This is a genomic window from Planococcus sp. SE5232 (assembly GCF_050686535.1).
Lineage (GTDB): Bacteria > Bacillota > Bacilli > Bacillales_A > Planococcaceae > Planococcus.
Window position 1 is genome coordinate 433,139 of the sequence record NZ_JBOGCP010000002.1, and the last position, 13,347, is coordinate 446,485.

At 46.3% G+C, this 13,347-nt stretch carries 12 protein-coding genes and 1 tRNA gene; all 13 read right to left on the bottom strand.

Translation table 11 applies throughout. From position 1 onward, the window contains the following. Nucleotides 1-524 precede the first annotated feature (524 nt). Nucleotides 525-1,796: an ATP-dependent protease ATP-binding subunit ClpX gene (gene clpX / locus ACRC6Q_RS10970; RefSeq protein WP_223638300.1), complete on the bottom strand. Its 1,272-nt coding sequence runs from the start codon at nt 1,794-1,796 to the stop codon at nt 525-527. A gap of 174 nt (nt 1,797-1,970) precedes the next feature. Next, a complete protein-coding gene (gene tig / locus ACRC6Q_RS10975; protein ID WP_223638303.1) occupies nt 1,971-3,257 on the bottom strand; it encodes a trigger factor in 1,287 nt (428 codons plus the stop codon). 102 nt (nt 3,258-3,359) lie between these two features. Next, nucleotides 3,360-4,340 (bottom strand): tetratricopeptide repeat protein, encoded by a 981-nt coding sequence (locus tag ACRC6Q_RS10980; RefSeq protein WP_223638306.1) that lies wholly within the window; start codon nt 4,338-4,340, stop codon nt 3,360-3,362. Nucleotides 4,341-4,426: 86 nt separating this feature from the next. Continuing rightward, entirely contained in the window at nt 4,427-4,726 is a 300-nt protein-coding gene (locus ACRC6Q_RS10985; RefSeq protein WP_223638309.1) for a TIGR04104 family putative zinc finger protein, read from the bottom strand. A gap of 178 nt (nt 4,727-4,904) precedes the next feature. Further along, nucleotides 4,905-6,911 carry an acyltransferase family protein gene (locus ACRC6Q_RS10990; RefSeq protein ID WP_431466530.1) on the bottom strand — a complete coding sequence of 669 codons (2,007 nt, stop codon included), beginning with the start codon at nt 6,909-6,911 and terminating at the stop codon, nt 4,905-4,907. Nucleotides 6,912-7,156: 245 nt separating this feature from the next. Next, nucleotides 7,157-7,230: transfer RNA gene (locus ACRC6Q_RS10995), tRNA-Arg, on the bottom strand. Between the two features lie 144 nt (nt 7,231-7,374). Next, on the bottom strand, nt 7,375-7,980 hold the full coding sequence (locus ACRC6Q_RS11000; RefSeq protein WP_223638314.1) for an XTP/dITP diphosphatase: 606 nt from the start codon (nt 7,978-7,980) through the stop codon (nt 7,375-7,377). Beyond that, entirely contained in the window at nt 7,977-8,726 is a 750-nt protein-coding gene (gene rph / locus ACRC6Q_RS11005; protein WP_431466531.1) for a ribonuclease PH, read from the bottom strand. The genes ACRC6Q_RS11000 and rph overlap by 4 nt, the downstream gene beginning before the upstream one ends. Before the next feature lie 78 nt (nt 8,727-8,804). After that, nucleotides 8,805-9,608 (bottom strand): glutamate racemase, encoded by an 804-nt coding sequence (gene racE, locus ACRC6Q_RS11010; RefSeq protein ID WP_223638520.1) that lies wholly within the window; start codon nt 9,606-9,608, stop codon nt 8,805-8,807. Nucleotides 9,609-9,624: 16 nt separating this feature from the next. Next, nucleotides 9,625-10,077: a MarR family winged helix-turn-helix transcriptional regulator gene (locus tag ACRC6Q_RS11015; RefSeq protein WP_223638320.1), complete on the bottom strand. Its 453-nt coding sequence runs from the start codon at nt 10,075-10,077 to the stop codon at nt 9,625-9,627. A 74-nt stretch (nt 10,078-10,151) separates the two neighbouring features. Continuing rightward, the gene (locus ACRC6Q_RS11020) at nt 10,152-10,619 is read right to left on the bottom strand and encodes an acyl-CoA thioesterase (protein ID WP_223638323.1); all 468 of its coding nucleotides are present in this window, start codon (nt 10,617-10,619) and stop codon (nt 10,152-10,154) included. 156 nt (nt 10,620-10,775) lie between these two features. Then, nucleotides 10,776-11,546 carry a succinate dehydrogenase iron-sulfur subunit gene (gene sdhB / locus ACRC6Q_RS11025; protein WP_223638326.1) on the bottom strand — a complete coding sequence of 257 codons (771 nt, stop codon included), beginning with the start codon at nt 11,544-11,546 and terminating at the stop codon, nt 10,776-10,778. A gap of 22 nt (nt 11,547-11,568) precedes the next feature. Continuing rightward, entirely contained in the window at nt 11,569-13,317 is a 1,749-nt protein-coding gene (sdhA, locus tag ACRC6Q_RS11030; RefSeq protein WP_223638329.1) for a succinate dehydrogenase flavoprotein subunit, read from the bottom strand. Nucleotides 13,318-13,347: the final 30 nt, after the last annotated feature.

A 13,347-nucleotide genomic window follows, 5' to 3' on the forward strand; every position in this document is an offset into this window, starting at 1 on the left:
TGTCGAGCCTTGACAGGTGCTTTCGCTTTTCTTTGTCCAGCTCTAGCGCCTAGAACCTCGGGGTCTTAAGTCCGCTTGCCTGTGCGGCTGAAGAAACGCCGCTTCGACAAACTGCCTTAAGCCTGTCGGTTCTAAACAGGCGCTTCCGCTTTTCTCTGTCCAGCTGCAGCGACCAGCTCCTCGGGATGTAAGCCACTCCGGCTGTGCGGCTGAAGAAACGCCGCTTCGCCAGATCGTCTTAAACCTGTCGGAGCTAAACGGCCGCTTCCGCTTTTCTTTTTGTCCAGCTCCAGCGGCCAGCTCCTCGAGTCGCTTCAGCCTTTCCAGCAATGGCTGAAGAACGCCATTACCGGCAAGGCTTCCAGCGCTTGTCGGAGCTAAAAGGCCGCTTCCGCTTTTCTAATAAAAACGGACCAACTCCAGAACGCGCGGATGCGCACGATCAGAGTCAGCCCGTATCATCCTTTTGATTGGTTCAACTGCCACTCAGTGAGATTTTTTCCACTGGGTGAAGTTCCACTCATTTACGCGGATGTTTTCTCATTATTGCCTTTAACGTATTCTGAGCCATCTTCTAAGATCAATTTCGGCTGCACGCTATCCGCAACGGTTTCTTTTGTAATGACACATTCAACAATATCTTCACGTGACGGCAAGTCAAACATGACTTCTAGCATCGTGTTCTCGATGATTGACCGCAGTCCGCGGGCACCAGTTTTGCGTTCGATTGCCAGTTTTGCAATCTCAACCAATGCCTCAGGTTCGAAAGTCAATTTGACGCCATCAAGCTCCATCATCTTCTGGTATTGCTTGATCAATGCATTTTTAGGTTCAGTCAAAATTTCGACTAATGCCTTTTCATCCAATTGCTCAAGGCTTGCCAATACAGGCAAACGGCCGATGAACTCTGGAATCAAACCGAATTTCAGAAGATCTTCCGGAATCAATTGGCTAAGCAATGATTTGTCGTCCAATTCTTCTTTGTTCGGATCTGCACCAAAACCGATGATTTTATTGCCGAGACGGCGCTTAATGATTTGGTCCACTCCATCGAAAGCTCCACCTACGATGAACAAAACGTTCGTCGTATCGATTTGGATGAATTCCTGATGAGGATGCTTGCGTCCGCCCTGAGGTGGTACGCTTGCAGTAGTGCCTTCCAAAATCTTCAGAAGGGCCTGCTGTACGCCTTCACCGGAAACATCACGTGTAATCGATGGATTCTCGGATTTACGAGCCACTTTATCGATTTCATCAATATAGATAATTCCTTTTTCTGCGCGCTCCACATCATAATCTGCAGCTTGGATCAGCTTCAAAAGGATGTTCTCCACGTCTTCACCGACATAGCCGGCCTCCGTCAATGAAGTTGCGTCTGCAATGGCAAACGGTACGTTCAGAATACGGGCCAAAGTTTGAGCAAGTAACGTTTTACCGCTTCCTGTTGGTCCGATTAGGACGATATTGGATTTCGACAACTCAACATCATCGATCTTGCTGTTTGAGTTGACGCGTTTGTAGTGGTTATAAACTGCTACAGCCAATGATTTTTTGGCTTTTTCCTGACCGATTACATAACCGTTCAGAATGTCCAGAATTTCTTTTGGCTTAGGCACTTCTTTAAATTCTACTTCTTCGTCCGTACCAAGCTCTTCTTCTACGATTTCCGTACAAAGCTCAATACATTCGTCACAAATATAAACACCCGGTCCTGCGACCAGTTTACGAACCTGCTCTTGTGGTTTGCCACAAAACGAACATTTTAAATGCTCTTTCTCGTCATTGAATTTGAACAATGTATTCACCCCTATTCAAGCCATTATCTTACAAGATTATCGTAATTGTAGCAACTAATTAGATTCACCGTCAATTCTTCGGCAATGTAGGTCCAAAATCTATGTTCTATGTAGTGGAAAACAAGGTGCGTTTCCGCACCTTGTTTTCTTATTTGTTATGATGTTGCTTATGTGTTATTCAGAGATTTTAGCGTTTTCCACTAGGAATTCGACTGTGTTCTGCATGCGGATATCATTTTCAAGCATTTCAGTTCCACCTAAAGCTGTTTTGATCTGTTCAATGTCCATGTTGAATTGACCAGCCATTTTTTCAAGCTCTTTGTCGATGTCTTCTGAAGTGACTTGCATGTTTTCAGCTTCAGCAATTGCTTCAAGTGTCAATGAAACGCGTACGCGTGTTTCAGCATCACCGTGCATTTGCTCACGAAGTGCAGCTTCGTCTTGTCCAGAGAACTGGAAGTACAATTCAAGGTTCATCCCTTGTTGAGTCAAACGCTGTTCGAAATCGCTCATCATACGGTCCATTTCTGAATGGATCATTGCATGAGGAATGTCGATTGTTGCGTTTTCAGCAGCTTTTTGTACCAATTCGTCGCGAAGTGTTGCGTCAGCAGCAGATTTCTTCTCAGCAATCAGGCTATCTTTCATCTTCGTGCGAAGTGCTTCCAGGCTTTCAACTTCAGGGTCGATTTCTTTAGCCAACTCGTCGTTCAATTCTGGAAGTTCCTTGCCTTTAACTTCGTTTACTTTCACTTTGAACGTTGCAGCTTTACCTGCAAGTTCAGCAGCGTGGTATTCTTCCGGGAAAGTCACTTCTACGTCTTTTTCTTCTCCAGATTTCACGCCGACCAATTGTTCTTCGAATCCTGGGATGAATGAGTTTGAACCGATTTCAAGAGAGTAGTCACTGCCTTGTCCGCCTTCAAATGCTTCTCCATCTACAAATCCTTCGAAATCGATAACAGCTGTATCGCCTTCAACGATTGCTTCGTCTTCTTTAACAGTCAACTCAGCCAAACGTTCCTGCTGCTCTTTCAACTGGTTTTCGATATCTTCATCAGATACATCAGTATCAGGTTTTGATGCTTCAAGACCTTTGTATTCGCCAAGCTCAACTTCAGGTTTTACGATCACTTTCGCTGTAAATACAAGCGGCTGATTTTTTTCGATTGTTTCGATGTCGATTTCAGGGCGGTCAACTGGGTTGATCCCTGCTTCTTCAACTGCATTCGCATAAGCGTCAGGCAGGATGAAGTCTAAAGCGTCCTGGTAAAGTGATTCAACGCCAAAACGTTTTTCGAACATTTGACGAGGCATTTTCCCTTTACGGAATCCTGGTACGTTGATTTCTTTAACGACTTTCTTAAACGCTTTATCAAGACCGGCGTTTACTTCTTCTGCAGGAACTTCGATTGTAAGAATCCCTGTGTTACCTTCTTGTTTTTCCCATTTTGCTGACATATTATAAGCCCTCCAAACATTTTCTACAAAGTCATTTTACGTTTTATACGAATTTTGACAACTTCAATATTATAGCACACATGTCCACAGGTTCAACTATTTCTACCCATTGCGCATTTCAAACCATAGTTCAGCCTGCTGGATCAACTCCAGCAGCTTTTCTTCTTCATGAAATGAAGTCAATCCACTGAACAGGCCTTCCGTGTAATCCATGTAGCCCTGTGCCACTTCCGCTTCACTGTAATCATCCCAAATGAACGGATACAGTAAGTAAATATGGCGTTCGAACAATTCCTTCACCAGTTCCAGGCGCGTCGGATCTTTCGCCAATGCATCTTCAATAATAGCCGTTATTTTTCGGATGCGGACGTTATTGACAGGATCCGGCAGTTCACTGATGTTGAACGTGCCGGTGTAATGGAATTTCTGAACCTTAACTTCCGCTTCAATCTTTTCCTGAAACAGCATGAATAATATGTATGTCTTCGTCAACAAATCGGCTTCCGGATGCTCGATGATCGCCAGAAGCCTCTTCTTTAAAGCTTGATAGGAAGTCGTTGGCAGATCCAGGATCAACTGCTCCTGTTCTGCCGGGTGCAGCGCCAGAAACGTATCAATGGCATAAAGGGATGCATCCACCTTCTCGGATGATGCATTCGCTGCGATGCGCTCGTTCAAGTCACGCAATTGCTGGAACTGCTCAAGCCGTTCTTCCGGCAATACTTTTTCTTCTATTAATACCTCGATCATCTTTTCCGCTTCTTCAAATTCGCGGACTTGCATTAAAATACTTATGTATAGCTCCATCGTCTCCAGGTAATGGATCGGACCGACCTTCAATAACTCCCTGCATACTTCCAGGGCTTCTTCAAATTCCCCAAGTTCATACAGACAATAAGTGTAGCCGCCTAAAGCAGCTGCGTGCTCAGGTTCATACGACAGCACCTGATACAGGCTATCCCGCGCGTCCTCGTACTTTTCTTCTTTCAGAAAAGTCATTCCTTCAGCCAGCAGCCGATTCACTGTCGTCGGAAAGACAATCACGTTCCCCTTGCGTTTCAAATCTCTGTATTTCTTTCGCATCCTACCACCTCTTTTGTATCTCATAATCATAACATATTCCCTTTTGACCTAAAATAAAAACCTTATTGCATGGATAATGTTTCCGCTCACCACATGGGTTTATGTTCGTTGCTCAGCTCCAAGGATTTTGGGATGAGCGCCATTGCCACAGCAAACAGCACAAGAATCATTCCGATTGTGTAAACCATGGGAAGGTCGAAGATTGCAGCGAACGGCAACGGCAATAAAATGATCCAGTTCAAGAGAGTCAGACGCTGCCTTGATTTTGCAGTAGCGTATTGATCGCTTCCGCAATGGGGACAGCGCATCGCTCCTCTGATTTTCCACGAGGCTTTGAATGATTGCTTCCGGGTCCACCGGGTTCCACAGCTTTTGCATATTGGCATAGAAACGCCTCCTTAGTTATAGTACGTAACGGGTGGCGTTTAGTTTCAGCGTTTCTTGAATCAGCGTTGTCGGATGAGAGGATTGGCTGCTGCGAGTGCCTCTGGTCTCACCTTTACACGAAAATAAAAAAAGCTGAACCAAGAAACCCCTTCAGGTCATTGGTTCAGCTAAAAAATACTATTCTATATTTTTCAGCGCCTCGAGAATCGGCTTTTCGAACACGGGGGCAAAACTCCGGGAAAATGTAGCGGTCATATGATTGGCGTCAAAATGCGTGACGACATTGCCGACTACATAATGACAGTATTCCCCATCACAGAAATAATCCGTCACATCCATCGTTGTGGCATTTTCCGGCATATAGTCCACCTCGGATATCGGGTTCACCTCTCGCATGATATCTGCTTGCTTGGCTTTGCAATTTTCCGGTTCGTTTTCGTTTTCACTAAGGCACGTCAAAACGTGCTGTTTATACCAAGGCGTATCCCGCACAATAAATAACGGAATGTCCTGGTCTTCAAAATACTTCCAAGCTTCAATGAATCCATCAGATACTTCATCAAATTCTTCCTGTTGGCTTCCGACATTCCCTACAGTAAACAATAGATCGGGTTTATTTTCCGCTATTTCGGCCTTCATGTTTGCGAACCATTCCTCACATTCAGGGAAATCCGGATCCACTTCCTCCGTAAAGCGGCAGCTGCTCTTCAGGTAAGTGACGATTTTCAAATTATGCGTTTTCCCTAGTTCATCAAGCATCGGCTGCCAGTGGGCAGAATGGGATCCGCCGACAAGTGCCACCGTATAATCATAATCCGTCAGGCTGCCGTATTCACAAACCTTCGCCTTAGTGGTCACTTTCCCCACCATGCAGCGTTCTTCATAAATCACTGATCTGTCTATTTCCGCTACCTCTAAGCTCGGAAGGTACGGCTCATCAAATTCTGAAAGAGGTGTCAAGCGGCCGTCCTGCATATATGTGACTGCCCCTGGATGCGTGTCAGCACTCTCACTTAACAGCTCTGAATTGATTTCCGGCAGCGCCAAAGCCTGCTCTTCGTACATAGTGGCTGTAATCCAGATAAGGCCGGAAAAAACGACGATGATGCTGGCTGTCTTCCAAACGGACAACTGGATCTTTCGAATCGGCAACTCGAAGCCGTAAATTGTCAGGTAAGCAAAAATCGACGCGACCAGCATGATCAGCAAGCCGTGAGCTAGCGAAACCGTTTCTGCTTCAAACAAAGCGTAATAGAAAATTAGGAGCGGCCAATGCCATAGATAAAACGCATAGGAGATGCTTCCGAATTTTACTAAAGGCTTCCAGCTGAGCAAATTGAAAGCGCTGAAGTTCGTGGAGTAATTCCCTGCCACAATGATCAGGACAGCGGATAATACCGGCCATAGCGCCGCGTAGCCCGGGAACAGCTGGGATACCTGCAGGATAATGGCACAGCTGATCAGTCCAATCAACCCAAGCCAGCCGAAAATCCAGGCAAGCCGTGGGGAAATCACTAACCTATGGATCGTCAATGCCAAAATGCCGCCAATCCCGAATTCCCATACCCGTGTAAAGGTATGATAGTAAGCGAATGGCTGATTGACCGTGGTCAGATAAACTGAATAGCCGAAGGATACGACCGCAATTACCGAAATCACCAGGATCAGCATACGTTTTATGTGAGTACCTGAGAAAATCCGCAATAAGTTGATGGCCACAAAAAAGACCAACAGCCAAACTAAATAAAACTGGAATTGAATACTCAATGCCCAAAAATGCTGATACGGTGAGGCCGTATTGTTCTGTGCCAAATAATCGACCGAATCGACCGCAAGCCGCCAGTTCTGAAAATAAAATACAGAAGCTAAAAACTCATTCAAGTTTTGCTGTTTTGTGAAAGCCGGCATTATGTATAGACTGGCGATTAAAACCGTTATACCGATCAGCCAAGCCGTTGGCAAAAGCCGCTTCAACAACTTTACAATATAGGAAAAGTACAAGACCTTTCCGTTTTTCCGATACATCGACAGTAACGATGTAGTGATTAAAAAGCCTGATACCACGAAGAAAACATCCACTCCGCCCGATACCCGATTAAACCATATATGATAAATTGCCACTAATATCGCTGCGATTGTACGCAAGCCTTCCAGTTCGGGTCGGATACGCCTTTTAGTTTCCATGTAATTCTGCAACTCCTTGCCTTTTATAAACACATAGATATAATGGTATCATATTTATAATTTTCTGCTTTATTTTCTGTAAATTGCATTTATTTAAAGCGGAATTACTTCTTCCCAACCAATTTGGATGAAGAAGCAAGTTGCTCCCGAATATCCACTTCTATTCGTAAAAAGAAAAAAGAACCCTCCCCGCCGTTCACTGAACGATGGAGAGGGTTCTCTTTGTAATATGTACATTCCTATAATGTCCCAGGAGGGATTCGAACCCCCGACCGACGCCTTAGAAGGGCGTTGCTCTATCCAGCTGAGCTACTGAGACCAAAGCTTTCTTAGAGTCCAGACGGTGGCGCCTGCTGTTGCGGACGACTTTGCTTTTCTAACGAAAGACAATTTTAATTATAGAAATGATTTAAAGAAAAGTCAATGCTATTTTAAAAAAACATTAAAATTAATTTCAGCTGATTTATTTCTGTTCGTTCAGCCAGTCGGGCATGCTTTCTTTCAATTGGCGCAATGCATTCCCCCGGTGTGAGATTGCCGCTTTTTCGTGAGGCTGGAGTTCGGCCATTGCTTTGTCCAGATCCGGCACGTAGAAAATCGGATCATAGCCAAAACCATTGTCGCCCCGGCGCTCGTGAAGAATCGCCCCTTCACAAGATCCGGAAAAGGTTTCGGTTTTTTGTCCAGGAGCTGCTACTGCGAGCACACAGCGGAAACGCGCTGTACGTTCGCTGTCAGGCACGCCACTCAATTTTTCAAGTGCTTTATCGATATTTGCATCGTCGCTCTTAGCGGCGCCTGCATAGCGCGCTGAATAGACACCCGGTTCGCCGTTCAAGGCATCGATTTCCAGCCCGCTGTCATCCGAGATGACGGGAATGCCGAGTGCTTTGGATACCGCTTCCGCTTTCAGGATGGCGTTCTCTTCAAACGTCACACCTGTTTCCTCCACATCCATATCCGCTGCCACGTCCAAAAGGGTCAGCACTTCATAACCCAGAGGTGCCAGCAAGGTTTCGAAATCCTTGGCTTTGCCTTTGTTTTGAGTTGCAATTACTATTCTTTTCATAGTTGTGCAGGCACCTTTTCACCAACGCGAGCAGCAATATCGCCCAAGGCATCACGCTGCATGTCGATCAATTGGCTGATCCCCGCTTCCCCAAGGTCCAGCAATTCAGTAAGCTGAGCGCGTGTGAAAGTCGACTCTTCCCCTGTTCCCTGCAATTCCACAAAATGACCTGCCCCTGTCATGACCAGGTTCATATCCACTTCCGCACTTGAATCTTCGACATAATTCAAGTCGAGGATCGGTCCGTTTTCAGCAGATATACCGACACTTGTCGCCGCAAGAAAATCCGTTACCGGGAATGCCGGAAGATCTAATTTGCCGATAGCCATCGTCATGGCGATGAATGCACCTGTAATCGATGCTGTACGTGTTCCGCCGTCTGCCTGGATAACGTCGCAGTCGATCCATAAAGTACGCTCACCGAGCTTCTCCAGGTCAACCACAGCACGCAATGCGCGGCCGATCAAACGCTGGATCTCCATTGTGCGTCCTCCGATTTTACCGGCAGATGCCTCGCGGCGGTTCCGGCTGTTGGTGGCACGGGGCAGCATGGAATATTCTGCGGTGATCCAGCCCTTGCCCTGCCCTCTAAGGAATCCTGGAACTTTATCTTCAATGGTAGCGGTACAGATGACTTTCGTCTGCCCTACTGTGATCAATACCGAGCCTTCCGGGTGAATCAAATAATCGACGTCCACTGATACGGGACGCAGTTCGTTCGTTTGTCTATTATCTATGCGTGTCATAAAATTTCCTCCTCGTATATGCTCAAATAGCTTACCATATTTCAGTGATAACGACAAAAACCTGAGGGCTGTGAGCCCTCAGGTTTTTGGAAATCGAATCGAATGGATGATCGGTTCATCGATCCCCAGCCATTTGTGGATGATGGAGCCGAAAATCTGCGTTGATCCCGATGTATAGAAATGATGCACCGGCGGCTGCTTCCATTCTGCGAATTGTTTTTTATAGCTCAAGTAACGCTCTACATCCTTTGCCGTTTCTTCTGCAGATGACAGCACATGTACTGTGTCGCCTAAGACTTCTTCGATGAAGCCCTGCAGCAACGGGTAATGCGTACAGCCCAGAATCGCTGTATCGAAATCCTCATGGGCAATCGTCGCAAGCGTATCCTGAACGATCCGGTGAGCGAACTCGCCTTCATATTCATCACTCTCGACCAAAGGGACAAAGCGCGGGCATGCCAACTGCACGACGTGCGATGAAGAAACCAATGACAGGATGGCTTTTTCGTATGCTCCACTCTCCACTGTTCCCAGTGTGCCCAAAACGGCGATTTTTTTCGTCGTTGAAGATTTGATCGCAGCCCGTGCCCCTGGAAAAATAACCCCGATCACGGGGATCGGCAGATTTCTCTGCAGGGAGTATAGTGCTGCGGCTGTTGCGGTATTGCAGGCGATGACCAGCATTTTAATATTCTTTTTCATCAATGCATCGGCCATTTGCCATGTATAGGTCCGCACTTCCGACAGCGGACGCGGTCCATACGGGCATCTGGCATTATCACCGATATAGTAAATCTGCTCATTCGGCAATAGTTTCATAATTTCTTTTGCGACGGTAAGTCCACCGACTCCTGAATCAATTACTCCAATTGGCGCATTCAACGTCATCGCCTCTATCCTATTTCATGTTTTTATGCAATTTCTCAAGTAAAGCTGCAAATTGTTCCGCTTCTTCTTTTGTAAAGTCCGCTAACACGGTCTGCAGGTATTCCTGGCGTTTTTGGATAACTTCTTCGATAACCCGTTCGCCTTCTTTTAGTAATTTGATCCGGACGACGCGGCGGTCCTGTTCTTCACGGATGCGCACAACCAGCTCATTTTTCTCCATGCGGTCAACCAGATCGGTTGTGGTGCTAAACGCCAGATACATTTTATTCGACAGGTCGCCGATGGTCATGTCTCCATGTTCGAACAGCCATTGCAGCGCGATGAATTGAGGCGGCGTAATTGTATAAGAATTCAAAATTTCCCGGCCTTTTTGCTTGATGATTCCAGAAATATAGCGCAGTTCCTTTTCCATAAAGGCGATGCGTTCTAATTCATGGCTGAAGCCTTGCTTGTCATCATTCATTTCCAGTTACCACTCCTTGAAAAACCTTCTTCTTTCTATAGTGAAGGTTTTTTATTGATATAGCAAGAGCTCCCTTACTTTTTTGCAGCAGCCAATTGCTCTGCCCGGAGCATTTCAATGTCCTGTTCTGTCCACGGATGCCCTTTGCCGGTCTGTTTTGAGATCTGGACAATCGCCCCTCTTCCGGTAAAGCAGGTTTCCCCTTTTTCATTGACCGTCCAGTAATGAACATCAACCGAAGACGTGCCGACGCGCGCAATTTTGACATGGACATCCAGTTTTTCATCAAAAAATACTTGCTGGACAAAATCCACCTGCATATCGGCTACGACCGGAAACAATTCGTTACCTTCCTCAAGCCAGCGTTGCATCATGCCCATCTCTTTCATAAACTCGATCCGCGCAAACTCAAAATAAGCGATGGGCACCGTGTTGTTGACATGCCCGAACATGTCCGTTTCAGAGAAACGCACCTGCACCGGAGCAGAAAAAGTAAATTCCCGCCTCCATTGATCAAAATTCTCAATATAACTCGCTTTCATAGGAAACCTCCACTAATTCAAACTCTTCATTTTCTTAGTATATCAAAAACTTCAGGAAAGGGCAGGAAATTATGTAGACTTTACTACACTGCTCTTCCTACTCACTAACAATAGACAAAAATAAAAACCCCGCCGCAGCGGGGTTTCCATTAAATACTAGTCAACCATTCTGTCGCTTCCGAAGAAGTTGCGGAACATTTGAACAGTAGTGTCGCGGTTCAAGGCTGCGATTGAAGTTGTCAAAGGAATTCCTTTAGGACAAGATTCTACACAGTTTTGAGAGTTACCGCAGCTTGCTAATCCGCCTTCACCCATGATCGCGTTCAAACGTGCATCGCGGTTCATAGAACCAGTCGGATGAGCGTTCATCAAACGAACCTGTGAAAGTGGTGCAGCTCCGATGAAATCGGACTTATCGTTGACGTTCGGGCATGCTTCAAGACATACGCCGCAAGTCATACATTTAGATAGTTCGTAAGCCCACTGGCGTTTGCGCTCAGGCATACGTGGTCCATCTCCAAGGTCATGCGTACCATCGATCGGCACCCATGCTTTAACTTTCTTCAACGAGTCGAACATACGGCTGCGGTCAATGACAAGGTCACGGACAACAGGGAATGTTTTCATCGGCTGAAGACGGATCGGCTGTTCCAATTGGTCGACGAGAGCAGTACACGATTGACGCGCTTTGCCGTTGATGACCATTGAACATGCGCCACAAACCTCTTCCAGACAGTTCATGTCCCAGTTTACAGGAGTGGTTTTCTTCCCTTCCATGTTGACAGGGTTACGGCGAATTTCCATCAATGCCGAAATGACATTCATATTCGCCTTATATGGCAATTCGAACTTTTCCCAATACGAATCTTCATCCGTAGAGTTTCTGCGTTCGATTTCAAATAGTACCGTTTTTGCTGCTTCACCCATGGTAAATTAGCTCCCTTCTATATTATGCTTTTGCTGAATAATCACGTTTACGCGGCGGAATCAACGAGGTGTCGACTTCTTCATAATGGAAGATAGGTGCATCAAAGCCATTAAATTTCGCCATCGTTGTTTTCAAGAACTCTTCATCATTACGTTCCGGGAAATCGGGTTTGTAATGAGCGCCACGGCTTTCGTTACGGTTAAGTGCCCCGATTGTGATCACTCGTGCTAAATGTAGCATATTTCGCAATTGACGTGTGAACATTGCGCCTTGGTTGCTCCAAAGCTGAGTATCGGTGATGCTGATATGGTTGAAGCGCTCAAGCAGTTCCTGGAGTTTTTCATCCGTCTTCTGCAAACGATCGTTATAGCGTACCACTGTTACATTGTCGGTCATCCATTCGCCTAATTCTTTGTGAAGAACGTAAGCGTTTTCTGTGCCGTCCAATGCCAGAATTTCTTCCCATTTGCGTTGCTCTTCTGCTTCAGCTTTGTCGAAAATAGCTGAAGGAAGGTCTTCTGCCAATACTTCAAGGCCTTTAACATATTCAAGAGCGTTCGGTCCTGCGACCATACCGCCGTAAATCGCTGAAAGCAATGAGTTCGCGCCCAGACGGTTACCACCGTGCTGAGAGTAATCACATTCACCCGCTGCCAAAACGCCAGGGATGCTTGTCATTTGGTGGTCATCGACCCATAATCCACCCATTGAATAATGGACAGCCGGGAAGATTTTCATCGGTACTTTACGAGGGTCATCACCTGTGAATTTCTCGTAGATCTCGATGATTCCACCTAATTTGATGTCCAGCTCTTTTGGATCTTTGTGTGAAAGATCCAAGTAAACCATGTTCTCGCCGTTAATGCCGAGCTTCTGGTTAACGCAGACATCGAAGATTTCACGTGTTGCGATATCACGTGGAACCAGGTTTCCGTATGCCGGATATTTTTCTTCAAGGAAATACCAAGGCTTGCCGTCTTTGTAAGTCCAAATACGTCCGCCTTCCCCACGAGCCGATTCTGACATTAAGCGCAGTTTATCGTCTCCCGGAATCGCTGTCGGGTGAATTTGGATAAATTCGCCGTTTGCGTAGTATGCCCCTTGTTGATAGACGATGGAAGCCGCTGAACCTGTGTTGATGACGGAGTTCGTCGATTTCCCGAAAATGATTCCCGGTCCACCGGTTGCCATGATGACAGCATCCGCACGGAACGAATTAATTTCCATGGTCGTCATATTTTGAGCCGTGATTCCTTTACCGACGCCCTGCTCATCAAGAACAAGACCAAGGAATTCCCAGCCTTCATATTTAGTGATCAGTCCGCTCACTTCATAGCGGCGAACCTGCTCGTCCAATGCATACAACAATTGCTGCCCAGTTGTAGCGCCGGCAAATGCTGTTCTATGGTACATCGTTCCACCGAAACGACGGAAATCCAAAAGGCCTTCCGGTGTACGGTTGAACATTACGCCCATACGGTCGAACATGCGGATAATTCCGGGTGCTGCATCCGCCATTGCTTTTACGGGACGCTGATTCGCAAGGAAGTCGCCTCCGTAAACAGTATCATCAAAGTGAATATCCGGGGAATCCCCTTCACCTTTTGTATTGACCGCTCCGTTGATCCCGCCTTGTGCACATACTGAGTGGGACCGTTTAACGGGAACGATTGAAAATAAATCGACGGGAGAACCTGCCTCTGCAACTTTAATTGCTGCCATCAAGCCGGCAAGGCCACCACCGACGATAGAAATTTTGCCCTTCGCCATGTTAGTATTCACTCCTCTTTTAGTTCACCA